Genomic DNA, 25,560 nt, shown 5'->3' with positions numbered 1-25,560 from the left:
TTCGGAATCTGGGCTCATAACCTCAGAAGAGCAGCCCAAATGGCCAAATAAGCAACGATTAACGGATACAGTTACACAGTAGCCCCCTGAGATTCACCACAATGAGATGCTTCTGCCAAAAAACGATTTTTTCAGGAGTAACTAGCTAAAGTCGGCTGGGTTTTCTTAAAGGATAGGTTGAGAAAAATTGGGTAAGTTATTAACGATTTCCTTAATCGGTATGGGGGGAGTACGGTGAAGCGGAACAGATGGTGGAGACGCCAGGTGAAAAAGGTAACTGCCAATCCTTCACAACCCGAAGCGTCCGAAATGGAAAGAACAGAACCCATTACGCGGGAATCAATAGAGCGGCATCTGCAGAACGTTGACGACGTCACCATTAATGACTTCGTTGCAAACGGCGAGACCGTGACCTATGTTTACATTCGCTCGATTGTCGACGAGACCAACATCTATCAGAACATTCTCCTGCCCATCCAGCGGGGAGACGGAATGGAACCGGAACGTGTCTTGCCGATGGCGGAACCGATTCCCCAGGAAGAGATGTCCGCACTTCTCGGCAGCCTGATACGGGGCTACACGGTGCTGCTGTTCCCACAGCGGAATCTTGTCCTGAAGGTCAACAGCTTTAAGGTACAACATCGTTCCATTACCAACTCGGAGACGGAATCGACGGCGCTTGGATCGCAGGATTCCTTCGTGGAATCACTGGAAATCAATTTGTCTCTGATTCGGCGAAGGATGATCAATCCGAACCTGAAGATCAGGACGTTCGAGATCGGCAGCGAAACCAAAAGCAAGGTGGCCATCCTCTATCTGGAGAACATCGCCAACCCGGAAAACGTACGACGTGTGATCCATCGCGTCCAAACGATTGACTACCAGGGCGCAGTCGGCTTGGAAATCCTGAAGCAGATGCTGGAAGACAAACCCTACTCGCCGTTTCCCCAATTCGGCCTTACCACCCGTCCCGACAACGCCGTAGCGGCACTGCTGGACGGCCGCATCCTGACCTTTCAAGACCACAGTCCGGAGGCGGCCATCTGTCCCGCATCGTTTCTGGAGCTGTTCAACAGTCCGGAGGATCATTACAACCGCTGGGCAACCGCCACTCTGCTGCGGATGATTCGTTTTTTCGGCTTGTTCGTGACGGTGCTGCTAACCTCCGGTTACGTGTCCGTGCTGACCTACCATCCGGAGATGCTTCCGCCTCCGCTTTTGCTCCTTCTGTCGGAATCGCGAAGCAAAGTCCCTTTTCCTCCCGTCGTCGAGGCCTTGCTCATCGAGTTGGTTATTGAAATCCAACGCGAAGCCGGTATCCGAATGCCGACCAAAATCGGTCAGACGGTCGGTATCGTAGGCGGTATCGTTCTCGGGACAGCAGCGGTGGAAGCAGGTCTGGCCAGCAATATCCTGATTGTCATCGTATCTGTCTCGGCGCTGTTGTCGTTCCTGCCGCCCAACTTTCTGATGAGCAACGCCTTTCGAATCGTTCGCTACGGGTTTATCCTGATGGCGGGGATTTTCGGCATGTACGGTCAAATGCTGGCTCTGGCGTTTCTTTTTGCCCATTTGTTGAGCCTGACGTCTTTGGGGACTCCTTATATGACCGCCGGGATTCCACGTATCTGGACGGATGCTCTGAACAGCATCATTCGCGCCCCCACCCGGCTTCTTTTCGCACGAAGCGGTATTGGACGGCCCCAACGAGATGTAACCCGTCCCCTAGATGAGGAGTAGATCTGCATGGACAAAGGTCAGATCCAAAAACTGAATGCCTATCACGTCATCTTCCTCGTTCAGGGGACCATGATGGGGGTGAAACTCTTGACGCTGCCCCACGACTTGAGTGCGGCAGGCTACGACCAGTGGTGGGTTCTCCTGCTGATGGGCCTTATCGCCCAGATGACCTTGCTGCCGATGATCTGGCTGTGCAGACGCTATCCCGATGATACCCTGTTTGTCATGAACGAGAAGCTGCTGGGGAAATGGCTGGGGAAAATGGTAAATGTGGTCATGATGCTATTCGCCATGACAAATCTGGCAACCGGCGCCGAAGGGTACATCCGCCTGGTACAAGCGTCTACGCTCGCAAATCAAACCATCACGCTACCTCTCATCGGACTGTTTCTCGTCATGATTTACATCACGCTGGGCGGTATTAAAGCCATCGCCCGATTCAACATGCTGACGTTCTTCTTTACCGGGTGGATGTTCTACTACCTGCAGTGGGGTTATCAAAAAGGGGAAATCAGTCATATCTTTCCCCTGTTTAACATTACGCTGGCCGAGATGGCGGAAGCGGTGAACGATTCCTATGCAGCCATGCTCGGGTATGAATTGATCATGTTTTACTTCCCGTATATCATCAAACGGGAAAAAGCGCTGCTGCACGCATCCATCGGGTTGTGGATTACGGTGGGAATATTCTTACTGGTCTCCATAACCAGCGTAGCTTACTTTTCCGAATGGCAGTTGTCCAACATCGTCTACCCGATTTTGAACCTGTTTAAAGCGGTGGAGCTGTCGTTTCTGGAGCGGGTAGAAAATCTGGGGATCGGGTTGTGGGTGTTTCTCATTCTCGGCACATTGACGTCATATCTATGGGTGGCCAAAAAGGGATTGGACTCGGTATTGGAAAAAAAACGCGCCCTTCATCTCTATCTTCCTGTCATCGGGGCCTTCTTTCTCATCCGTGGCCCGTTTTCTTTCGAAACGCAAAAGATGTTCCATGACGTATTTACATTGCATGCAGGATACGGGATTGTCCTCTGGCCGAATGTTCTCTTGCTCATACACTTGATTCGCAAACCGTGGAGGGGTCGTGATGAAAAGGCGGATTCAGGCGATCTTGTTACTGGTTCTGATCCTCACCGGATGCGCGCCGGAAATTGAGACTCCCGCTCTGGAGGATATGGGGCTGGTCGGAATCATAGGCTTTGACTATCTGGACGGGAAGCAGATGAAGGTGACTGTATCCGTACCACTGCCGGAGTTGAAGACGACGAAAAAAACGCAGTTTTTTACAACCGTTAGCAGGCTTCCGAGCGAATCGCTGATTTCCCTCTCGACCAAATCGGATCGAACCATGCAGTTTTCGCAGCTGCGGGTGGTTCTGATCAATGAAGAACTTGCCAGGAAGTCGGGGATCCATAAGATTGTTCGGGACCTGTCCCGCAATCCCATTGTCGGGGACAATGTGTATATCGCTGTCGTGAAAGGAACGGCGGAAGAGATCATCACAAGCGAGTACAAGTCCATGCCGGAAATCAATACGTACTTGAACAATCTCCTGCGTCCCCGCCGGGAGACGTCATTTGGACCGTTTACCACCATGCATGATTTCATGTACACTTCAACCAATCAGGTATGTGACCCGAGTCTGCCGTATCTGGAGAAAACGGACGGAGAGCTGCAGTTGACAAAAGTAGCCTCGTTCAAGGGGGACAAACTCATCGGATTTCTCTCGGAACGGGAAGGAATCCTCGTGCAGGCGATTCTGGGGCGCAACAATCTTCCGAAAATGCCTTTTGAGGTCGAAGAAGAATCTAACAAAAAAGCGACGGTCGTCGTCGATTTCGTCCGCGCACGTTCGGAAGTGGAAAGCTTTGGGGATCTTTCCAAGCCGACCATTCGGATCAAAATCAGCACCGAGGGGCCCATCCTCGGCTATACGGGAAGCAGAGACCTTGAGAACCCCCGAGAAATAAATGAAGTTCGAAGACAGATCGAACAGGAACTGATAAAGGAAATCCACGCCTTGCTGCAGAAATTTCAAAAAAAAGGGATTGACCCGGCTGCCTTGGAAGAAAGTCTGAGAACCCGGTATCGGGGCAAATGGAAGAGAGAAATGGGACTGTCTGCTCTCAAGAAAGCAACCTTTCAAGTGTCCGTAGACATTGATTTCACCGGTTACGGTACCATGAAGTAGACAATTTGGGAAGGAGACCTTGGCCGCCAAGCTGAACCATTTGGAGGAAGCAAAGGGAGAGGTGCTGCTGCTGCACAAAAAGGGGTACTCCGCGAATGAAATCAGCCGAAAGCTCTACCCCCGCAAGTACCCCATTACCTATTTGTCCGCGTTTGAATTTGCCCCGATCAACATCGTCAAATCGATCCTAAAAGATGCGCTTTAGTTCTCTCCACGCGGCCCCGAGCGTCCGGCAGTTCCTACCGAATTCCACGCTTCTTCGGCCAGCCGTTTGAACAGCAGGGTTTGTTCCCACCTGTCCGATATTTCTTCCTCCGGCGGATTGGTATAACTCTTCCTTGTTATCGCATAAGGAATCGGACCAAGTTCGCAAACAAAAGGCAGAATGTCTCCAGGGGAGGCTTCCTTCAGCCAGTGGGACATTCCGGTCTTCCACCAGCCCAGAAACCGTTCGGTCATCGGATGTTCTCCATGAGGACCGATATCGACCTGGATCTGTTCGCCGTTCGAGACACGGCCGTGAATGCACGAGGTTCGTTCCAGCAGCATCTGCAAATAGGGTTCGGCTTTTTCGTCCGGCCGAATCATTTCGCCGGCCAATACGTAATGGGAAAAATCGATGGTCAGCCTCAGATTGGGCAATGCCTGTACGTATTCCGCCGTACGCAGCAAATCCTGGGTAATCCTTCCCCGATGTGTCTCCACAAAAAAGGGGATTTCTGCTTCAGCCGCCTCTTCCATCAAACCGCGCAAGCGCATGACTGCAGCATCGCCTATGATATAAGAGTCCATAACCTGCGCGTTTACGTAGCTCACCCCGAATTCCTTGGCCTGCTTCAGAAACAATGCGAATTCATCGCGTTCTGCCGGAAACGCCTCGATGCCAAAGTTCAATCTGTATTTATCGAGTAGTCTTCTCCACAGCTTCGCTTCGTCCGGCGCAGGCAATCTGCCGAGAATCCCGTCAAATCCGGCTGCGGCGATCCGCTCGATTTTTTCTTCCAACGACCATTCTCCGTTGTCATCGCCAACCCCCCTCATGGCCCACCAGGACTGGTGCACCTCCAACCGCGGCAGGTGATTGCTGCGGTCATTCACACGTTCACAAGGTTTCATATCTCTCCATCCTCCCGAAAAAAGAATTGACACTAAAGCGGAAAGTAACCTATGATATTTTTACAGGACGTATATAGAGGTCTATATTCCAATATGGACAATTATAATGAGTAATTGCGACTGTGGCAATGCCATGAAGATTTTCAAAAGGAGGTCATCCACAACATGACAATGTCTTTTTTGCCGGGAGTTCACAGAGGGAAGTATATGCGCTACGATACCGCCGTCATTCTTAAGCGGTTTTATCTGTGCGAGAAAATGACGGTTATCGCTCAGGCAGGCTGGCTGCCGGGAATTCCCTATTTTGAAATGAAAACATTGCTGCCGAAAATACTTTGGGAAGACGCCATGACGGCCAACGCGTTAAGGGAACGGGTGTTTGAGCTTCGCTTTCCGAGCCGGATTCTGGAAGTAGGGGAAGATCAAGGCCTGATTGACTTGCTGGAATACGCGCGTCATGCTCCAAATGCGCTTGCCTTTTTGACAGCGTTGTCAAAGGTGCTGAAGCCGGCGATGCTTCGCGCTTACGAAACGTATCTGGAGCTTGCCGATGAAATCGGGGACGGCCCTACGTACCGGTTTATGAAACTGGCCATTGATGAAAAATACCAACAGATCGAAACGCTGAATCAGCACATTGACAGGTACGCGGCACACGAAGAACCGGCGGAGCTTGAGCGCGCGGAACAATGGGTGAAGGAGCTGCAGACGCATCTGGACCGGTTGGGTGGAATCGGGCTCGATTCGCCGAAAGCGGCTGGAGCGGAACTGAAACCGGGCAAACCGTTTGAACCCCTGGAAGTTCCGGCGCGGGACCAAAAATTTTGTAACGTCCGCTTCTATTGGCCCGACAACGTGGATCCTGCCTTCCCTTACGGAAGCGGCATACAGCTGCAACTGCGCAGCGCGGTCAGCCATTTGAACGAGGTTTGGGCGGTCGAAAATGCGGGGCATGTCTTGTATTCCTTCGCCGACGAGCTGGGTTGGGAATTCATTTACGATGCGGCGAGATGGGTATACGACGAAAGCAGACACTGCCGGATGGGGTATGAACGCTTGAAGAGCTGGGGTTTTGCCGAACATGAGCTGCCGCTTGGTACTTATATTTACGACAGCTGCAAAGGGCAAGATCCGATTTACCGTCTCGGGATGCTGTTCTATTTCGAGTCGAAAAACATCGGCAAAAAACTGGACCGCGTGAAAAATTTTGAGAGCATGAATGATCGCATGAGCCAACACGACATGGATTTCGACTGGGCGGACGAAACGATTCACACAAGCTACGGAAAGAAATGGCTGTCGGCTGTGCTGGAACGCCGCGGCAAAAATCCGGACGATTACACGGAGATCAAGGATGTTTGCGAACAAATCACGGCAAAAACAGTACAAACGGCAACACCGGAAGAAATTGCCCAAATCATCGACATCGCCAACAAGATCATTGCCAAAGCCAGCTCGCTGTAATCGCTTTATGTAAAACAAACTCAGGAAGGGAAAGATAAACATGTCTGGTATGAGCGTACAAGAGGTAGCGGCAAAAATCCAGCATACATTGGTTACCCCGGATGCTTCCGAGGAAGATATCAAACGGGTTTGCCGCGAATGTCTGACCTATGGCTTTGACGGCGTCATGATTCAACCCGCCTGGATTCCTCTGGCTAAACAGCTGCTAAAGGGCAGCAAGGTGAAGATATGTACGGCTTTCGGCTATCCGATGGGAGGAGCGACCACCTTTACGAAAGTGGCGGAAACCCGAGACGTGATTGCTGCCGGGGCGGATCAAATTGACTTTATGCCCAATTTCGGCTGGTTTAAAAGCCGTCGTTACGAAGATTTCAAAGGGGAAATCGCGGCGGTTGTCAAAGCGGCGGAAGGCCGTGTCGTCAAGATCATGCTGGAATTCGGCATGTTGAATGAGGAAGAAAAAGAGCTGGCGGCGACGCTTGCCAAAGAAGCGGGTGTCACCTACTTGAAAAATTCAAGCGGTTGGGGGCAGGGTGGCCATGCAACCGTAGAGGATATCCGGCTCTTGAAGCGGATCGCCAACGGTGAAGTATTGGTCAAAGCGTCGGGAGGCATACGAACCTTTGAGGATGCGGTCAAGATTTTGTCGGCGGGAGCGGACATGATCGGGACAAGCGGCAGTGTCAAAATCGTAACAGGCATGGGCGAAGAAAGCACCGTATATTGATCCTCTGATGGAAAAAGCAGAATATTCTTTTGACAGCCTTCTTTTGACAAGTTATGATGATTATATACGTTTATATACGTATAAAAAGCTGTTACAGTCCAAAGGGTGAATGGTACATGCACAATAACGAGCAAAAGCAGATTCTTGTCATTGGCAGCTATAATGTTGGCTTCACTTGTCACACCTCGCGGATGCCCGTCTGGGGAGAGACGCTGCTGGGCAGCGGTTTTTCGGTCAGCGACGGCGGCAAGGGAGCGAATCAGGCCGTTGCCGCGGCAAGACTGGGCGGAAAGGTCTCGTTTCTCGGAAAAGTCGGAGACGATGATTACGGCAAAGCCGGAGTGCTCATGCTGCAGCGGGAAGGGGTTTGCACGGACGATGTGCTGTATACCGATGCGGCCAAAACCGGGGTCGGCTTTGTCTTCCTTAACGAGCACGGCGAAAACTGCATCATTGTCGACCCGGGAGCCAACCACCTGTTATCGCCGGACGACCTGAAGAAATCGTCCATTGAAGAGGCCGACATTGTCGTTTTTCAACTGGAGAATCGCGTCGAAACCATCGAACAGGGCATGCGCCTCGGCAAGGAGTTGGGCAAAACGGTTATCCTCAATCCCGCTCCGGCCAAACCGGAATTGGATCATTTGCTGCAATTGGCCACGATTGTGACACCGAACGAATCGGAGCTGCTCATTCTGAGCGGACTTGATCCGTCGCGTTCGCTATCAAGCGAAGAGTGCCGGGATTTGGCGCTGGCTTTGCTGCAAAAAGGGCCGGAAGCGGTCATTGTGACGCGGGGCGAGAACGGAGCGCTGCTTGTGACGAAGGATGGCCAAACCGCACAATTTGCCGCTCCCAAAGTGGATGTCGTGGATACGACGGGCGCGGGGGATTCCTTCACCGGAGCGTTGTCTGTCGCCATATCCGAAGGCAAAAGTTTGCAAGAAGCGGTGCAATTCGCCTGCTCTGTCGGCGCTTTCTGCGTAACGAAAAAGGACGTGATTCCTGCTCTGCCCACGCGAAGCGAGTTAACGTCGTTTATCGCAACCTTGCAGCGATAGTGAAATAAATTCTATTCTCCGTAAATTTTGAAAGCGTTTTACTTCAGTAGAAACAAAGGAGGCAGCCTAATGGCAAAAGTATACCTGAACCATGACGGAGGTGTTGACGACCTCGTTTCGCTGCTTCTCCTGCTGCAGATGCCGGATGTGGAACTGATCGGCGTGTCAGTCGTTCCGGGAGATTGTTATCTGGAGCCGGCGGTGGCAGCCACGCGAAAAATCATCGACGTTTTTGGCGATTCGACGATCACAGTCGCCAAGTCGACCTCCCGGGGAAAAAATCCGTTCCCGAACGAGTGGCGCATGCACGCTTTTTATGTGGACGCTCTGCCGATGTTGAACGAATCCGGTGAGATCCGCACACCCCTTTCGGATGTACCGGCTCACCGTCATATGATCGATCTCCTGAGAGAAGCGGATGAAGCGGTTACGCTATTGTGTCTCGGGCCGCTGACCGATCTGGCGAGAGCGTTGGAAGAAGCGCCCGATATCGAAGGGAAAATTGCCAAGCTGGTATGGATGGGCGGCACGTTTACTCCCGAGGGAAATGTGCACGAGCCGGAACACGACGGCACGGCGGAGTGGAACGCGTATTGGGATCCCGAAGCGGTAGCCAGGGTATGGCAGAGCGGAATTGAGATTGTCATGTTCCCTTTGAAAGCGACCAATCAAGTGCCGATGACCCTGGAACGGCGAAACCGCTGGGCATCGCTGCGCAAATATCCGGCCGTGGATTTCGTTGGCCAATGCTACGCGATGTGCCCTCCGCTCGTCCATTTTGAAACAAACTCGACGTATTACCTGTGGGATGTCTTAACCACATCGTATATCGGCTCAACTGATTTCGCCAAAGGGAGAGAGGTTCGCTGCAAGGTGCATACGGAAATCCCAAGCCAGGGCAGAATCGAAGAATGCGCACAAGGTCGCCCGGTTACGGCGATGGAAGAAGTGGATGTCGAAGGATTTTTCGATTATATCACCGAGCTGTTGAAAAAGGCCGTATGCAACGCGTCGCCTTACGTTCCCTATGTGGCTGGAAAAGACGGAAAGGAGGGTCATGCATGAAACGGATCATTCTCGACACGGACACAGCCGGCGATGATACGATCGCCATCCTGATCGCAGCGCTGCACCCTAACTTCCAACTGGAAGCGATTACGATTGCGGGGGGGAACGTGAACTTTAACCAGCAGGTTGAAAATGCGCTCTATACGCTGCAAGTTGCCGGTAAAAGCGGTCAGGTACCGGTCTACAAGGGTTATGAGTTTCCGATTATGGGAAAACATCAAACGGTAGAAGCCGTACACGGACGCGACGGTATGGGCGACTCATTTTTCGAGAAGGCGGTGCAAAGGCCGGAAAGCGAGCATGCGGTAGACATCATTATTGAAAAAGTCCATCAATATCCGGGTGAAATCCATTTATTGGCAATCGCGCCGTTAACCAACATCGCCATGGCCTTGCTGCGTGACCCGGGCATCGCCGCCAAAATCCCGCACATCTATATCATGGGCGGAACCAACAATGCACTCGGGAATATTACTCCTGCTGCGGAGTATAACTTCTGGGTCGATCCGGAAGCGGCACGCATCGTGTTGCGATCCGGGATCCCGATTACGATGGTTGGTTGGGAAATGGCTACACGTTACTCCATTATGGACGATGACGATCATGCCGAAATCGAAGCGCTGCAAACGGCGGGCTCACGGTTTTTCAAAGATGTCAACCGGGTGGTCATGCAGTTTAATAAAAGCGTGCACCGTTTGAACGGCACGACGCATCCGGACGCGCTGCTTGCGGCAGTAGCGGCGGACGACAAGGTAATGATGAAAGCGAATCAATACTATGTCGATGTGGAATTAAAAGGCGAGTTCACGAGAGGTTACAGTGTGGTGGATGTCAACGGCAGACTAGGCCAGAAACCAAATGTGACGGTTTGTGAGGAAATCGATCGCGCGGCTTTCAAAAACATGTTGTTGAAGATTTTACGTGAAATCCAATGACGGAACCCAAGGAGGGTGCACCACATGAAAAAGACTTTTTCTGTATTGACCGCAATCGCTCTTGTCGCGGGAAGCCTGTTGACCGGCTGCGGCCAAAATGCGGATAACAGCGCAAATACCGGGCAGAGCGGCGGCAAGAAAATCGGCATGGTTGCCGATCTTGGCGGGGTCAATGACAATTCATACAATCAAAGCGGTTGGGAAGGGTTGCAAAAGCTCGGGAAAGATAAAGGCGTGCAAGTCAAATATTTGGAAAGCAAAAGTGACGCCGATTATGAAACAAACCTGAACCAGTTCGTGCAGCAAAATTGGGACCTGAAGTGGGCGATCGGGTTTAGCATGGATAACGCCGTCAAAAGGGTGGCGGCCGCCAACAAGGATACCTATTTCGGCATTGTCGATTCCGACCTGGGCGGCGAAATTCCGGCGAATGTTGCTTCCGTCACGTTCAAGGAGGAGCAGGGCAGCTTTCTCGTCGGTCTGATCGCGGGCTATATGACGAAAACGAATAAGGTAGGTTTTGTCGGGGGCGTCGATTTTGCCACGATCAACAAATTTGAATATGGTTTTAAAGCGGGTGTGAAAGCGGCAAATCCGAACGCGGAGGTCTTCAGCGTCTATACGGGGTCTTTCTCCGCGCCTGATCTCGGGAAACAAGCAGCGGCCACGATGTACGACAAGGGTGCTGATATCATCTATCACGCATCCGGCGCTACGGGTGACGGCGTCTTTAACGAAGCCAAGGAGCGCAAAGCGAATGGGAAAGAGGTATGGGTGATCGGTGTCGACAAAGACCAATCGGTCACGTTCGGCACTGATGTCACCTTAACGTCGATGATCAAACGGGTGGATCAGGCGATCTATCAAATGTCCGAACAATTTTTGAACGGAAATTTCCCGGTGGGCAAACAGACGGTACTCGGATTGGCGGAAGAGGGGGTAGGGATTGCTCCCACCACGAACGTCAATGTTCCGGCTGATATTCTGGAAAAAGTGAACACGTTCCGTGAAAAAATCATCAAAGGCGAACTGAAAGTGCCTGCGACAAAAGACGAGTTTAACAATTTCTGACCGGTTCGCGCGGATCATATCGACAACAAGGCATACATCCCGTATGCCTTTTGTCGCAATCTCAGCGAGGAGGGGAGCTCATGACAATCGCCATTGAAATGAGAAATATTACAAAGCGCTTCCCGGGCATAGTCGCAAACGACCGGATATCGTTTCAGGTGAAGCAGGGAGAAATTCATGCGCTGCTCGGTGAAAACGGTGCCGGCAAATCGACGTTGATGAACATCCTGATGGGCCTTTATCAACCGGATGAAGGTGAGATCCTGATCAACGGGCAGCCGGTGCAAATCACCGATCCCAATACAGCCATACGCCTGGGCATCAATATGGTTCACCAGCACTTTATGCTGGTCGAACCGTTTACCGTTACGGAAAATATCATTCTCGGCGTGGAACCGAAAAAAGGAATCAAGATCGACTATGACCAGGCAGAGCAAAAAATTACGGAAATTTCTCGGAAATACGGTCTGCATGTCGATCCGCGAGCCCTGATACAGGATATTTCCGTAGGCATGCAGCAGCGTGTCGAAATTATCAAAACGTTGTATCGCGGCGCGCAAATTCTTATTTTCGATGAACCGACCGCTGTGCTTACGCCCCAGGAAATTCAGGAACTGATGGGAATATTGCGGAATTTGGCTAAAGAGGGCAGAACCATCATCCTCATCACCCATAAGTTGAAGGAAATTATGTCCGTGGCGGATACGGTCACGATTATTCGCCGCGGCAAGGTGATTGATTCCCTGGCCGTCCGGGATACCAACGAACAGGAGTTGGCAGGGAAAATGGTCGGACGGGAAGTAAATTTTGCCGTGGAAAAAAGAGAATTAACCCGTACCGAAGGATGCGTTCTCGAGGTAAAAGATGTTGTGGCCTACGATAATCGCGGCATTCCTGCCTTGAACAAGATCAACTTGCAGGTGTACGGCGGCGAAATCGTCGGCATAGCCGGTGTCGACGGGAACGGCCAGTCGGAGCTGATTGAAGTGATTGCCGGTTTGCGCAAGGCGACAGCCGGACAGGTATTGTTGAACGGGGAAGATATCACCAACTGGACCGCCCGGAGCATCCGGGAACGGGGCATCGGTCATATCCCTGAAGACCGCCAAAAAAGGGGGTTGGTGCTCGATTTTACGGTTGCCGAAAACATGGTGCTGAATACGTATTACGAACCGCCTTTTAGCCGCAGGGGAATATTGAACCATACGGAAATCGAAGCGAACGCCAATCGCTTGATCGATGAATTTGACGTGCGAACGCCCGGATCTCACACGAAAATTCGCACTTTATCCGGCGGCAATCAACAGAAGGCGATCATCGCCCGCGAAGTATCGCATAATCCGGACCTTCTCATTGCCGCACAACCCACGCGGGGGCTTGATGTCGGCGCCATCGAATTCATCCACCGACAGCTGGTGGAACAGCGCGACAAAGGAAAGGCGGTTCTTTTGTTCTCGTTCGAATTGGACGAAATGCTGAATCTATGTGACCGGATTGCGGTCATGTATAAAGGGGAAATCGTCGGTATCGTCGATCCGAAAGAGACATCAGAACAGGAATTGGGATTATTGATGTCCGGCTCCGTAAAGGAAGGATGGAGGAACGCGCAATGAAGCATGTAATGGAGCGGTTATTCAAAGGATCTTTCGCAACGGCTTTCGTATCCATTCTGCTCGGACTTTTGCTGGCCGGCGTCATCCTCATGTTAGGGGGGTACAATCCGTTTACCGCTTACGGCTCTTTGTTCGCAGGGATTTTCGGAAGCCCTTACCTTATGGGGGAAACGATCAGACAGATTACCCCGCTTATCCTGACGGGACTGTCCGTTGCATTCGCTTTTCGCACGGGATTGTTCAATATCGGGACGGAAGGGCAATTTATGGTTGGACAGCTTGCCGCTGTTGCGGTAGGCAGCATGATCAACCTGCCCTGGTTCCTTCACGTGCCCACCGCGATTATGGCGGCAATTCTCGCCGGCGGGATTTGGGGAGCAATCCCCGGATATCTGAAAGCAAAGCGTGGTGTCCATGAAGTTATCACGACGATCATGATGAACTGGATCGGGCTGATTCTGGTCAATCATCTGATTCGCACCTATCTGAAAGGGCAGGGAGAACGTACGGTCAACATCCACGATACAGCCTCCCTGTCAGTCGACTGGTTAAGCCAATTGTTCGGCGGCGCCCGCATTCATCTCGGAATTGTCGTTGCCCTGCTGGCGGCGGTCTTGATGTACTTTCTGTTGTGGAGAACAACAAAAGGCTTCGAACTGCGCGCCGTAGGTCATAATATTCACGGCGCGGAGTACGCGGGGATGAAAGTGAACCAGAACATGGTTTTGTCCATGGCAATTAGTGGCGCTTTTGCGGGTATCGCGGGCGCATCGGAAGGTCTTGGCGTTTACGGTTATATGGCCATCTCCGCCACTTTTCCCGGCTTCGGTTTTGACGGGATCGCCGTGGCATTGATCGGAGGGAATACGTCGATCGGTATCATTCTGGGAGCGATTCTGTTCGGAGGGTTGACGTTCGGGGCCAAAAGCATGCAGATGGCCGCCGATGTACCGTATGAGATCATTCGTATTGTGATTGCCCTCGTCATCTTTTTTGTTGCTTCCAGCGGTTTTGTGAGCAGTCTGATCGACAAGGTGATAAAACCGTTCACAGGCGGAAAGAAAGGAGGCGCCACGCATGGAAATCCTCGATAATGTGAGCAGCATCGTACACAACGCCGTCGTGTATTCGACTCCCTTGATTTTTGCCGCTTTAGGCAGCATCTATTCGGAGCGCTCCGGTGTCGTCAATATCGGATTGGAAGGCTTGATGATCATAGGAGCCTTTACCGGTGCGATCACGACGCTTGCGACAGGATCGCCATGGTTGGGAGTGGTTGCGGCGTTGCTGGCGGGGATCCTGTTTTCCATACCGCATGCCGTGGCGTCCGTCACATATAAAGCCGACCAGGTCGTAAGCGGGATCGCAACGAATTTTCTGGCTTTGGGGCTTGCCGTTTATTTGACCAAACTCATGTTCCAAAATGCCGCTCAGACCGCCACAATCAAAACCATGATCGGTAAATGGAAAGTACCAGGGCTCGGCGATATCCCCTATCTCGGGAAAATGTTATTTACCGCTTATCCGACTTCCTACCTGGCCATTTTATTGGCATTGCTGTCATGGTATGTCATCTACAAATCCCCGTTCGGGCTGCGTTTGCGTGCTGTAGGGGAAAATCCCGCTGCGGCGGATACCCTTGGCGTTCAGGTGCACAAAATGCGCTACGCCGGCGTGATGATCAGCGGCGCTTTTGCTGGCATCGGCGGAGCCGTCATCAGTTTGACCACGACAAGCAACTTTTCTTACCATACGGTTTCCGGACAGGGGTTCATTGCGCTTGCCGCCGTCATCTTCGGCAAATGGCATCCCGTCGGCGCCATGGCTGCCTGCTTGTTTTTCGGTTTGGCCCAGGCGTTAAGCAGTTCCGCTCAAGTATTCGGATTTGCGCAATATGTTCCTGTCGCGTTTATTCAGATGCTTCCGTATTTGTTAACGATTTTCGTATTGGCTGGATTTGTCGGACGGGCCAGACCGCCCAAAGCGTCCGGAATTCCTTATCAAAAAGGGGAGCGATGACGGCTTGAAAAACATGCAGGACAAACGTATAGTTGAGAGTATCACGTAAAAAAGGGTGACACTGCCAATGATCGAGAAATCGAGTCCCGAACCGCTGTATATCCAGGTGCAGAACTGGATCAAAGAGAAAATCGCAAGCGGGGAATGGAAGGCAAAGGAAAAACTGCCTTCCGAATCCGATTTGGCCGCAGCGTTGGATATAAGCAGAGGTACGATCAAGCAGGCGATCAAGCAGTTGATTACGGAAGGCATATTAGTGCAAATCCATGGGAAGGGCACTTTTGTGATCGGCGAGCAATTGGAATATCCGCTGGCTGAAAGACTCGTATCCGTGGCCGAAACCATGATCGAAAACCAGAAAAACTTTACTACAAACCTGGTTAGCCTGGAATTGATTCCCGCGGGGAAGATGCTTGCGGAAAATTTGCACGTGCAAGCGGACGACAAGGTCTGGTATATGCAGCGCCTTCGTCATTTTGAGGGAACACCTGTCGTTTTTCTCGAAAACTATTTGCCTGCCAATCTGTTTCCGGATCTGGACCAGATTGATTTTACGGAAGACGCTTTGTTTGCCATCATCGAGAATCGGTATAAAACGATCATCGAGTGGGGCAAACGTTCATTTCTGGCAAAAGGCGCAGACGAACGGATTTCCAGGATATTACAGATCGACAAGGGTACACCGGTTACTTTCCTTGAACAGACCACCTATACGTCAAACGATATGCCGATCGAGTATTCGAAGGTATGGCTACGCAGCGATCAGATAAAATTAACTTCTATTTTAAAACGGCATCAAAGGAATTGACATCGAGAAGCGAACCAGCGAAGCGCGCTCCACAGGGGCGCGTTTTTCGTCTATTCCCAGACATTTCCATGCAGAGAAGCGGTGCATTACCGCTTCTTTTTACTGTACATTTGGCGTTCCCAGCGCTTCAGATACGGATACGGGTCAAACGCCCATTCATTAAGCCCCATGTCCCTGTACATGCCGTAGTGCAGGTGAGGTGGGAATTTGCCGGAGGTACCGGGTTTTCCGTATCCGGAGCTGCCCACGTACCCGAGCACTTCCCCCGGTTCAACGATGTCACCCGGTTTTAGTCCCTTCCGGAAGGATGAGAGATGGGCAAAATAGTGGTATACGTTGCCCATGTCCCGCATGCCGATTCGCCAGCCGCCGTAACGGTTCCAGCCCACCACTTCAATGACGCCGTAGCCTGTGCTGAGCACAGGGGTACCGTAACCTGCGAAGATGTCCGTGCCTTCATGGATGCGTCGGCCGCCCCAGCCGCGGGCATCTCCCCAGGTGTTGTTGTAGCTGTAGTTGTAGCGTTTGGGAATCGGGAAGTGATGGGCATCCAGCGCCAGCGTCTGGAATTTTTCATAGACGGCGGCAAACTGGTCGATTGTCTTCACAGCCCGGTCCCGTTTGTAGAATGACCACAGCCCGATTTTCCAGTCCTCCCGAGTGTATCCGTATTGGGAGAAAAAGCGGACGATGGCTGCAAGAACGTCCATATCGTTCCCGCGGTCGGCACGATTGTCGCCGTCCCCGTCACATCCCGTTCCGCCAAAGAACTGGATGGTAGAGCAATCCTTGTCGTCTTCCTCGGGATTCAGCGGCCCGCACCATACGGCAGCAGGTATGTCGATCGCCGTTAAGCGCGAGGAAGGCTCTTGCTGCTTTTGCCGTTTTTTCATCGTTCGCTCGTATTGGTCAATGGCCGCCAGATACGACCACGGGATGTTGTACACCAGCTCCATCCGCTGAAACAGTTGCAGGCGTTCCTGCAAGGCAGGGTCAGTGGGAGCGCTGTTCGCCGGCGGGGGCTTTGGAGCAGCTTTCAATCCGTTTGTCACAGGCAGCGTACAAGCTGTCAAACACAAGCTGATACCGATGCATAGGCGGAAAAAACTCATTCCGTCTCCCTCCAGCCAGTAGTCTCTTTTGTAGTTTCTGCCAGCCTGTCGCCTTTATTCTCGATACTTTTTACCAATCATCATAGGGTTTTGGTCAAGGAATGGTGTATGATGCAAGAAGAAAGCTTTGTGGAAGGTGGAGGAACGTTTCATGATCGTACTGATTCGCTGCGAAAAGCCGCTGCGCCTAAAGGATTTGCTGCCTCTCTGGAAACGCATCAACCGCTCGGTTTCCCCACAGGAGTTGGCTCAGGAACGATTGGAGCGCATGCTGTCGCTGGCCGAATCGTTTCGCGGGGACGTGGAGGAAGCCGTCTGGGATGCGGAAGAATCCGCTCTGCGCGAACTAGTGTACATCGACGGAGGCGATTCGCTTCACATCCAGTCACTGGTCGTACCTGCTGCGCTTCCCGCCAGGCAGCTGCCGCTGTTGACAGGGTGGACGGTACGGGAATGTGCCGAGAGTCCGGTGTCCGACTTTTCTCCGCTGGCGATGGTGTGGTTGAGGGAGAGGAGGGTGCAGCAGATCGGAGGGCTGGAGGGCCGGATCGAGCGGGTAGAGACGGAAGATGGCCTGGCGCTCCTGCAAATATCTGCGACGGAGGAGATCCCCGTCGGCCGCGAGCGGCGAGAGCATGACGTGGAGCACGTCGATGAAGGCATGGTTTTGTTGCAGGCAAATGTAGATGACAGCAGTCCGGAGTGGCTGAGTTACATGATGGAGCAGTTGTTTCGTTCCGGAGCGAATGACGTGAGCTTTTTGCCGATGACGATGAAAAAAAGCAGACCCGGCGTCATGCTGCAGGTTCTCTGCTACCACAGTCAGCTGGATGCGGTCAAGACGACTGTGTTTCAGGAAACGTCAACCTTTGGTCTGCGCTATTTCCCTGTTTCCTGCCACCGGCTGGCACGCCGATTTGTGACAGTGGCTACGTCGTGGGGAGATGTGCCGGTGAAGCTGGGCTACCACCGCGGTGAACGGGTGCAGGTTGCGCCCGAATACGCTGTCTGCGCCCGTCTCGCCGATGCTGCAGGTGTGCCGCTGAAGCTGGTGTACCAACAAGCCGTGCAGCTTGCTTCGGACAGGTCATCCGCCAAAATATAGGAGGCTGGCAGGAAGAGAGACAGCCGCTGCAGAATTCTGATGCGGGGGATTTCCAAATCCTACCTGAAACAAGGGAGGCTGTCTGCATGAGTAAGAAGGTGTTAATTGTTTCCGGAGACGCGGTGGAAGCGCTGGAGATTTTTTATCCGTACTACCGCTGCCTGGAGGAAGGGTTCGAAACGGTCATCGCTTCGCCCACAAAAAAGACGTTACACACCGTATGCCATGACTTCGAAGCTCACAGCGAGACGTACACAGAAAAACCTGCGTATCAACTCCCCTCTCATGTATCGTTTGCCGACGTAAAGGCAGAGGAGTTTGACGGGCTGATTATTCCGGGTGGACGGGCACCCGAATACATCCGCCTGAACGAGCACCTGAAGCCGATCGTCGCCCATTTCTTTGAGGCAAACAAGCCGGTGGCATCCATCTGCCATGGATCCCAAGTCCTCACGCTGGTACGGGAGCATCTCCAGGAGCGCGAGATGACTGCCTACCAGGCATGCCGACCAGACGTGGAGGCTTGCGGAGCGATTTATCAAGCCAATACCCTGCATGTGCACGACAATCTGGTTTCCGCTCACGCCTGGCCCGATCTGCCGGGCTTCATGCGTGAGTTTATCCGCCTATTGAAATAGTTGCGTAAAAGGCCTTGCCGCCGCGGCAAGGCCTTTTTCTACGTATAAGCGTAACTCATAAGTTTGAGGAATAGCTGCGATCTACGGATGTCCGACAAGAACCCTTAGTACGTTGGGTTGGTCAGGCAGGTCGCGGGTACCCGCGCCGTATCCGATGGACTCCACCGTCATTGCCGGCAGCGGACCGAACTCCTTGACCAGCGCAGCGGCAACTCCTGCTCCGGTTGGCGTAGTCAGCTCTTTTTGAATGGAGGTATGGCGAAGCGGAATTCCTTTCAGCATTTCCATGGTCGCTGGAGCCGGCACGGGATACAAGCCGTGGTCGCAGCGCACATAGCCGTTGCCGGTAGGAATCGGTCCGGAATAAAGCTGGTCAATCCCCAGATCTTCCAGCGCCAGCGCGATACCGACCACGTCGACGATGGAATCGAGTGCGCCCACCTCGTGGAAATGAACCGTTTCCACCGGGACGTTGTGGATTTTTGCTTCCGCGACGGCAATTTTTTCAAACACCGCCAGTGCCCTTGCTGTGACGCGCGGTTCCAGATCGGCTGCTTCGATCATGGCGGCAATCTCCTTGTAGCTTCGATGGGCGTGATCAAGGTGTTGGTGATCACGGTCATGATGGTGATCATGGTCATGGTGGTGATCGTGATGATGGTGATCGTGATGATGGTGATCATGGTCATGATGGCGATGCAGGACGGGCAGCTGTTTGGGTGTGTGCACGTGTTCGTTTTCCTTATCAATCACGTCCACTTTCAGGGCGCTGACCCCTTTTTTGACCACGGTTTTCCACTCCAGCCGAAACGGTCCAACACCGAGCTTCCGCAGGTTCTGTTCGATTTTGTGCCGGTCAGCTCCGGCGTCTACCAAAGCGGCCAGCAGCATGTCGCCGCTGATGCCGGAAAAACAGTCAAGATAAGCCATTCGCATAGGGTGGTCACTCCTTCCTCATTCCAATTGGCCAGCATTTCCTGTATCATCATAAGAGAAAGTATGTTCGCTTTAGGAACGACGATCCAATACAATCAAGTGTATCATTGCAGACAGCGGTCTGTCATGTCGGGAAAGAGGGGTTTTCATGCTGACATTCATTCATATGGCGGACGTCCACCTGGACGCGCCGCTGCAGTCGCTTTCCGGGCTGTACGAGCGCAGGCAGGACGATTTTCGCCGGACGATTCAAAAGGTACGCGACCTCGTGATGGATAGGCAGGTCGACTTCTGGCTCATTGCCGGTGACCTTTTGGAATACCACGGCGGGCGGCGCTCCACAGCGCTGTTTTTGCGGGATGTATTTGCTTCCGTCGATCCGATTCCCGTATGCATTGCGCCGGGAAACCACGATCCCTGGAGGTCCGATTCCTTTTACCAAACCATGGAATGGCCGCCCAATGTGATCTGGTTTTCGCCCGAATGGAGCGTGTACGAGTTTCCCGAAAAGTCATGTGTCGTCTACGGTTGGGGGTTTCCGCAGCCGCACGTGCACGAGTCTCCGCTCAAGCAGTTCCCCGGCAAGCTGGCCGGGTACCGGCATCATCTGATGGTTCTGCACGCTACGGTAATGGCGGGGGAAGAGTGGGAACACCAGGCATACGCCCCGATTCCGCTGGCTGATCTGGAAGCGGCCGACCTCACTTACGCGGCACTCGGCCACATACATAAACCGATCCGGTTCATCCACCCGGTACGCAAGACCCCGTTTGCCGCATACCCAGGATCGCCGGAAGGGCTGACTTCCAAAGAGGACGGGGAACGCTGCGTCCTGTTCGGGCAGGTAGATGAAGCCGGAAATGTACACCTGGAGGCAATTCCGGTGCAATCCAGGAAAATCAGCCGACGTGAGATAACGGTCTCGGGCGTGGAAACGATGGAAAGCCTGATCGATCTGGTGGAGCGGGAACTGGCTGACGAGGAGAGCGGGAATCTGCTTTACGTTACCTTGACAGGCGAGCGGCCCAGCCATTTCGTTCCTGCCCTCGATGTGCTTTGCGAGCGGTTTTCCCGGTTTTTTTTCATCCAGTTCACCGACAAAAGCTGGCCCGATCTGGATGTGGAAAGGCTGATGGCAGAGTCCAGCATTTGGAGCAGATGGCTGACGAAGCTGGATGAAGCGGAAGCGGACGCCGCGGATGAATCCGCTCGGGAAATCGTGCGCCTCGCCCGCCGGGAAGCGTTGGCGCGGATAGGAGGCAGTTTGCGGTGAAGATTGAGGAAGTGCAGCTAAAGGGTTTTGGCAAATGGCAGGATGCAGTGTTTCCATTTTCTCCAGGGCTCAATCTGATCAGCGCTCCCAATGAAGCAGGCAAATCAACGTTGCTGCAGGGGCTGTTTGCCGCATTGTACGGGTTGAAGCGGGACTACGTACGGTCTGCCCGCTATCTGCCCGAATATGAAAAGTACATGCCGTGGCATCAGGGACCGTATGAAACCATCGTGCAGTACCAGTTGGCGGGAAAATCGTACCGACTTCACCGACACCTGGAGAAGGAGCGGGAGTCGGCTCGGCTTTATCTGAATCCGGACTGGGAAGATGTGACCCACCTGTACCAGGAAGACCGGCGAAGAGAACGAAATTTTCTCGAGCTGCATCTCGGCTTGAATCGGTCACTGTTTACCGATATTACCTGGGTGAAGCGGGAGCCGCTGATCGCCGCCGAGTACCTCTTGCCTTCCCTTTCCCGGGTGGAAGAGACGGACCCCGAGGTAAACCGGATGCTGGCCGGGCTGGAGCGGGACATTACTGCCATCGGCAAAAAAGAACGTGCGGAAAACACGCTCTTGGGCAAGGCAGCCGGTCTCGTTGCCTTGAAGAAACAGGAGTGGGAAGCGGCCGAACGAGGCTGGCAAGCGGCACAGCAGCTGACGCGGCAGATCGTCGAATGGGAGGCGGAGCAGGCTCGTTGGCAAAAGGAGTGGGCGGCACATTCCCGCCGGCTTGAACAGCTTGCCGATGCAGAGCGCAAGTGGCAGCAAAAGTGGACAGACAGCTACCAGCTGAAGCATTCCGATCAACTGAAAGCGTGGGAAAAGCAATCAGCCTCCGAGGCGGAGCGGAACCTCCATCAAACTACGCGGAGGGCGTTGGCTGAACAGGAGAATGCTGCGTGCGGAGAGGAACTTGACCTGGCGCAGCAGGAAAGGCTGGAACGGCTCGAGGAAGCCTACTCGCGCGGATGGCAGCTGCTGAAAGAACGGGAGAACAAGCGGGAGCAGCTCCGTCAGTTGGTTGTCGATATAACTGCTGCCGGGCCACAAAGACAGAGACGGGGACAGGTAAAGGCCAGCAGTGAATCGGGCAAGCGGACAAAAAAGGGCCGTATCGGCGTGGCTGCCGCCGTCTTGCTGACGGTTGCGGCAGCGGTTTTGATCGCCGCCGACAGAGAAATGGTTGGATTAGCGGCAGGCGGAATTGCTGCCGTTTCGCTCGGGATATTATGGTTTCTTCAGCGGCAACGGGAGAGCGGGATCGCCCCCTCTGCTTCACGGGACGACCGGATGCGTAGTCTGGAGGAGGAGGACGCGCGGCTGAATAGCGAGATGCAATCGATTCTTGCCGAGTGGGGCGTTTCTGACTGGGAAGGTTTTCTTGCGATCCGTGAAGAGCTGATCAAGAGCGGACACAGGGCTACTGAACGGAAATGGACGGCACAAATGCGCCGGCAGGAGGAACGGGAACAGATCATTGCCCGCTGGGGAGAGGAGGTGCGCCGGCTTCTGAAGCAGGAGAAAGAACAACTTGACGAGCAGCGGATGGACTTGACCGAGCGACAGCGGGAAGCGGCAGACCGGATTCAGTCGTGCCGGGAACAGATCGCCCGGGCGACAGGAGAAATCGGGAAGCATGACCATGCTTTTGTCGCCAAAGCGAGAGGCGAATACGATGACGCTGTATCAGCCTTGCAGCATTTGCAGCGAAGGCGGGAAGCTCTTGTACTGGCGAGGGATACGCTCCAGGAGGCAATGACCGAGTGGAACCGGGATATTTCCCCTGCTGTCAACCGATTGGCTTCCGAGGTGATGTCGCAGATAACAAAAGGAGTATACCGGGATGTCCGGCTGGATCCCCGGCGGCAGTTTTCGGTCAGAGTGCTGGAACCTGTCGGGCAGCTGGTAGTGGAGCACGATCAATGTTCGACCGGCACGCAGGATCAGCTTTACTTTGCCCAGCGCATCGCCCTTCTGCGTCATGTAAGCGGACAGACCGAACCGCTGCCGCTGTTTTTGGACGATCATTTTGTTCATTACGATGAAGAACGGCTGGAACGGACATTGGATTACCTGCTCGAGCTGAGCAAGGAACATCAGGTGTTTTTGTTTTCCTGCCAGCAGCGGGAGTTGGCCTATTTGGAACCATACCTGATGCAATCTGAACGGCATGGGATTCACAGGCTGTAACCAAAGAAAGAGACCGGCCTCGGCCGGTCTCCGTTTGTTGAGAAACCAATGGTTTGTAGAGGGACCGATTCCTCCAGCTACCCGCGAGCTGTGACGACCTGCTAGCGTAGGGACGTGGGCGCGGGGATCAAGCAGCGCCACCCCTGGGAAACTTCGTAGTGGCGGCCTACAGCTCTTTTTCCAGCATGGTGAGGAACAAGCCGACATCCGTGACGACCCCTACCGTTTGGGCAGAGCCGCGATCCATCAGCTTGGTGACGACGGCGGGATTGATGTCGACGCAGACGGTTTTGATCCAGCTTGGCATCATGTTGCCGGTACCGATCGCATGCAGCATCGTGGAAAGCATGATCACCATATCTGCGTCGGCGACCTGCTCGGCGTATTGCGCTTGCGCTTCGATCAAATCCATCAGCGTATCCGGCAGCGGGCCGTCGTCGCGAATCGATCCGGCGAGCACGAACGGCACGTTGTTTTTTACGCACTCATACATGATGCCGCTCTTCAGCGTGCCGTCGTTAACCGCTTCCGTGATGGAACCGGAACGGTTAATGGCGTTGATCGCCCGCATGTGGTTTTTGTGGCCCCCGCGCACGACAGACCCTGTATCCAGGTTTACGCCCAGCGAAGTGCCGAACAGGGCGCGCTCGATGTCGTGAACAGCCAGCGCGTTACCGGACAGAAGCGCGTTCACATATCCTTTGCGGATCAGGCTCATGAAGGCATCCTGCCCGCCGGTGTGAATCACAACCGGTCCCGCCACAAACACGATTTTGCCATTTCGGTCACGAATCTGGCGCATTTCATCCGCCAGCTTCTTGACGATTACCTCCACTCGTCGTTCAGAGCTTACTTCATTGTTCATAAAGGAGAACTCCGATCCGGTTTCCTCAACCTGCGGAAGTACGAGACGCACGCCGTTGCTGCCGCAAACCACCTGGTCGCCTTTTTTGATGTCGCGCAGCTTCACGCAGTGGACTTCGTCTCCCTTAATTACCAGACAGGCGTCCATCCGCTGGTATTTGGCCCGCACCCACTTGCCGTTGAGAAACACTTCCGTGGCGTGGTTGGTCGTGGAGTAGAAATCGTCAGGAACGGTTTTGTCCTTTTCCGCCGGTTTTACCGTGACCGTCTCTTCCCCGCGGGGGATGGTGCAGCCGATGTTAATCAGTTCGTTCAGGATCAGGTCGATTTTTTCCTCCGGCAGGTCCAGGGCGATCTTCGCCACCGATTCGTCATCCACCTGGTCCCCGACGGACAGCTGCAGCACGCGATAACGACCGTTGTACTGAACGACGGAGGCGTCGATTTTCTTCAAAATATTGTCGCGGATGATGTGGCCGCGCACTTCAATGACTCGCTCCACGTCTGTTTCCTCCCAATTCCATATGTTCTCATATGTAGCTTGATCTTAGTATATAGGTTGTCCAAATTGCTTCCAAGGGGATGCGGATAAATGGATGTTTATTCACAGGGCCATACTAGACAGAGTGCCTCCGACTCGGACATACATGTTGCCCCTGGCAAAAGCCTTCCACTATAATAGGTGTGACCATGTCGTAATGAGGAGTGAGCCCTATGATTCAACGCAAACCGGAGTGGCTCAAGATCAATCTTGTCTCAGGTGAAGAGCTGGCCAACTTCAAGGAACTGAAGCAGACCATGCGGAGCAAAACCCTGCACACCGTATGTGAAGAAGCAAAATGCCCCAATATCCATGAGTGTTGGGCTAACCGTACGGCTACCTTTATGATTTTAGGTGATATATGTACCCGCGCGTGTCGTTTTTGCGCGGTAAAAACAGGTCTCCCGACGGAACTGGACCTGGCCGAACCGGAACGCGTGGCGGAAGCAGCCGAACAGATGGGTCTGAAGCACGTCGTGGTTACGTCCGTTGCCCGCGACGATCTCGCTGACGGCGGCGCTCAGATCTTTGCGGAAACGATCAAGGCAATCCGACGCCGTCTGCCGCTGGCAACCGTGGAAGTGCTGATCCCTGATTTCATGGGCAACTGGGACGCTCTTCAGGTAGTCATGGATGCACGTCCGGATGTGCTCAATCACAATATTGAAGCCGTCCGCCGTCTGTCGGATCGGGTACGGGCTCGGGCCAAGTACGACCGGACGTTGGCTCTTTTGCAAAAAGCAAAGGAACTGCAGCCTGACATTCCGACCAAATCAAGCCTGATGATCGGCGTGGGAGAGACGTTCGAAGAAATTTTGGAAACGATGGACGACTTACGGGCCGTGGACGTCAATATCATGACCATCGGCCAGTACCTGCAGCCGACCAAAAAACATCTGAACGTGGAAAAATACTATCACCCTGACGAGTTTGCCAAACTGAAGGAAGAAGGGATGAAGCGCGGCTTCAGCCACGTGGAGTCAGGTCCGCTCGTCCGCAGCTCCTATCACGCTCACGAACAAGCCAGCGCTGCGAAAGAAGCCATCGCGCAGGCGTAGTGAAAACCCCTATGCATATGGGCTGCAT

Annotated in this window: 23 protein-coding genes; 19 read left to right on the top strand and 4 right to left on the bottom strand. The window is 53.4% G+C overall.

The window, feature by feature from the left end; translation table 11 throughout:
- Positions 1-234 precede the first annotated feature (234 nt).
- The 4 genes from ACE99V_RS11815 to ACE99V_RS11800 are packed head-to-tail and all read left to right on the top strand — an operon-like array spanning position 235 to position 4,136.
- Positions 235-1,740 carry a spore germination protein gene (locus tag ACE99V_RS11815; RefSeq protein WP_400491291.1) on the top strand — a complete coding sequence of 502 codons (1,506 nt, stop codon included), beginning with the start codon at positions 235-237 and terminating at the stop codon, positions 1,738-1,740.
- 6 nt (positions 1,741-1,746) lie between these two features.
- On the top strand, positions 1,747-2,895 hold the full coding sequence (locus ACE99V_RS11810) for a GerAB/ArcD/ProY family transporter (protein WP_400491290.1): 1,149 nt from the start codon (positions 1,747-1,749) through the stop codon (positions 2,893-2,895).
- A complete protein-coding gene (locus ACE99V_RS11805; RefSeq protein ID WP_400491289.1) occupies positions 2,828-3,931 on the top strand; it encodes a Ger(x)C family spore germination protein in 1,104 nt (367 codons plus the stop codon). Before ACE99V_RS11810 ends, ACE99V_RS11805 begins: the two co-directional genes overlap by 68 nt.
- 19 nt (positions 3,932-3,950) lie before the next feature.
- The gene (locus ACE99V_RS11800) at positions 3,951-4,136 is read left to right on the top strand and encodes a hypothetical protein (protein ID WP_400491288.1); all 186 of its coding nucleotides are present in this window, start codon (positions 3,951-3,953) and stop codon (positions 4,134-4,136) included.
- On the opposite strand, the gene ACE99V_RS11795 is transcribed toward ACE99V_RS11800, so the two are convergent.
- Entirely contained in the window at positions 4,133-5,047 is a 915-nt protein-coding gene (locus tag ACE99V_RS11795; protein ID WP_400491287.1) for a sugar phosphate isomerase/epimerase family protein, read from the bottom strand. The two genes, ACE99V_RS11800 and ACE99V_RS11795, sit on opposite strands and share 4 nt — an antisense overlap.
- A gap of 165 nt (positions 5,048-5,212) precedes the next feature.
- Between ACE99V_RS11795 and ACE99V_RS11790 the strand changes: the two genes are divergently transcribed.
- From ACE99V_RS11790 to ACE99V_RS11745, 10 genes are all read left to right on the top strand, one after another.
- Positions 5,213-6,511: a DUF455 family protein gene (locus ACE99V_RS11790; RefSeq protein WP_400491286.1), complete on the top strand. Its 1,299-nt coding sequence runs from the start codon at positions 5,213-5,215 to the stop codon at positions 6,509-6,511.
- Positions 6,512-6,551: 40 nt separating this feature from the next.
- Positions 6,552-7,238, top strand: coding sequence for a deoxyribose-phosphate aldolase (deoC, locus tag ACE99V_RS11785; RefSeq protein ID WP_400491284.1), 687 nt, complete (start codon positions 6,552-6,554; stop codon positions 7,236-7,238).
- 116 nt (positions 7,239-7,354) lie between these two features.
- Complete coding sequence (gene rbsK / locus ACE99V_RS11780) at positions 7,355-8,299, top strand: ribokinase (protein WP_400491283.1); 945 nt, start codon at positions 7,355-7,357, stop codon at positions 8,297-8,299.
- A 69-nt stretch (positions 8,300-8,368) separates the two neighbouring features.
- Positions 8,369-9,364, top strand: a complete 996-nt coding sequence (locus tag ACE99V_RS11775; RefSeq protein WP_400491282.1) for a nucleoside hydrolase — start codon at positions 8,369-8,371, stop codon at positions 9,362-9,364.
- Positions 9,361-10,302, top strand: coding sequence for a nucleoside hydrolase (locus ACE99V_RS11770; protein ID WP_400491281.1), 942 nt, complete (start codon positions 9,361-9,363; stop codon positions 10,300-10,302). Before ACE99V_RS11775 ends, ACE99V_RS11770 begins: the two co-directional genes overlap by 4 nt.
- Positions 10,303-10,326: 24 nt before the next feature.
- Positions 10,327-11,373, top strand: a complete 1,047-nt coding sequence (locus ACE99V_RS11765) for a BMP family lipoprotein (RefSeq protein WP_400491280.1) — start codon at positions 10,327-10,329, stop codon at positions 11,371-11,373.
- A gap of 80 nt (positions 11,374-11,453) precedes the next feature.
- A complete protein-coding gene (locus tag ACE99V_RS11760) occupies positions 11,454-12,986 on the top strand; it encodes an ABC transporter ATP-binding protein (RefSeq protein WP_400491279.1) in 1,533 nt (510 codons plus the stop codon).
- A complete protein-coding gene (locus ACE99V_RS11755) occupies positions 12,983-14,080 on the top strand; it encodes an ABC transporter permease (RefSeq protein WP_400491278.1) in 1,098 nt (365 codons plus the stop codon). Before ACE99V_RS11760 ends, ACE99V_RS11755 begins: the two co-directional genes overlap by 4 nt.
- The gene (locus tag ACE99V_RS11750) at positions 14,064-15,005 is read left to right on the top strand and encodes an ABC transporter permease (protein WP_400491277.1); all 942 of its coding nucleotides are present in this window, start codon (positions 14,064-14,066) and stop codon (positions 15,003-15,005) included. The genes ACE99V_RS11755 and ACE99V_RS11750 overlap by 17 nt, the downstream gene beginning before the upstream one ends.
- 67 nt (positions 15,006-15,072) lie before the next feature.
- Positions 15,073-15,813: a GntR family transcriptional regulator gene (locus tag ACE99V_RS11745; RefSeq protein WP_400491276.1), complete on the top strand. Its 741-nt coding sequence runs from the start codon at positions 15,073-15,075 to the stop codon at positions 15,811-15,813.
- An 86-nt stretch (positions 15,814-15,899) separates the two neighbouring features.
- Here ACE99V_RS11745 and ACE99V_RS11740 read toward each other — a convergent pair whose 3' ends face one another.
- Positions 15,900-16,925 carry a M23 family metallopeptidase gene (locus ACE99V_RS11740; RefSeq protein ID WP_400491275.1) on the bottom strand — a complete coding sequence of 342 codons (1,026 nt, stop codon included), beginning with the start codon at positions 16,923-16,925 and terminating at the stop codon, positions 15,900-15,902.
- Positions 16,926-17,076: 151 nt separating this feature from the next.
- Here ACE99V_RS11740 and larC2 point away from each other — a divergent pair, with 151 nt between their 5' ends.
- Both larC2 and ACE99V_RS11730 read left to right on the top strand, forming a co-directional pair.
- Complete coding sequence (gene larC2, locus ACE99V_RS11735) at positions 17,077-18,030, top strand: nickel pincer cofactor biosynthesis protein LarC2 (RefSeq protein WP_400491274.1); 954 nt, start codon at positions 17,077-17,079, stop codon at positions 18,028-18,030.
- 86 nt (positions 18,031-18,116) lie between these two features.
- Positions 18,117-18,668 (top strand): DJ-1/PfpI family protein, encoded by a 552-nt coding sequence (locus tag ACE99V_RS11730; RefSeq protein WP_400491273.1) that lies wholly within the window; start codon positions 18,117-18,119, stop codon positions 18,666-18,668.
- 81 nt (positions 18,669-18,749) lie between these two features.
- Here ACE99V_RS11730 and larC read toward each other — a convergent pair whose 3' ends face one another.
- The gene (larC, locus tag ACE99V_RS11725; protein WP_400491272.1) at positions 18,750-19,604 is read right to left on the bottom strand and encodes a nickel pincer cofactor biosynthesis protein LarC; all 855 of its coding nucleotides are present in this window, start codon (positions 19,602-19,604) and stop codon (positions 18,750-18,752) included.
- Positions 19,605-19,752: 148 nt separating this feature from the next.
- On the opposite strand from larC, the gene ACE99V_RS11720 reads away from it, so the two are divergent.
- Positions 19,753-20,877, top strand: a complete 1,125-nt coding sequence (locus tag ACE99V_RS11720; RefSeq protein WP_400491270.1) for a metallophosphoesterase family protein — start codon at positions 19,753-19,755, stop codon at positions 20,875-20,877.
- The gene (locus ACE99V_RS11715; protein ID WP_400491268.1) at positions 20,874-23,069 is read left to right on the top strand and encodes an ATP-binding protein; all 2,196 of its coding nucleotides are present in this window, start codon (positions 20,874-20,876) and stop codon (positions 23,067-23,069) included. The genes ACE99V_RS11720 and ACE99V_RS11715 overlap by 4 nt, the downstream gene beginning before the upstream one ends.
- Before the next feature lie 166 nt (positions 23,070-23,235).
- On the opposite strand, the gene ACE99V_RS11710 is transcribed toward ACE99V_RS11715, so the two are convergent.
- Positions 23,236-24,435, bottom strand: a complete 1,200-nt coding sequence (locus ACE99V_RS11710; RefSeq protein WP_400491267.1) for an ornithine cyclodeaminase, nickel-pincer nucleotide-dependent — start codon at positions 24,433-24,435, stop codon at positions 23,236-23,238.
- A 212-nt stretch (positions 24,436-24,647) separates the two neighbouring features.
- Between ACE99V_RS11710 and lipA the strand changes: the two genes are divergently transcribed.
- Positions 24,648-25,532 carry a lipoyl synthase gene (gene lipA, locus ACE99V_RS11705; protein WP_400491266.1) on the top strand — a complete coding sequence of 295 codons (885 nt, stop codon included), beginning with the start codon at positions 24,648-24,650 and terminating at the stop codon, positions 25,530-25,532.
- Positions 25,533-25,560: the final 28 nt, after the last annotated feature.

The sequence above is a fragment of the Brevibacillus soli genome (genome assembly GCF_044759095.2).
Lineage (GTDB): Bacteria > Bacillota > Bacilli > Brevibacillales > Brevibacillaceae > JBIYSM02.
The sequence above is the reverse complement of the archived record's forward strand: the minus strand, read 5'-3'. Positions and strand labels throughout refer to the sequence as shown.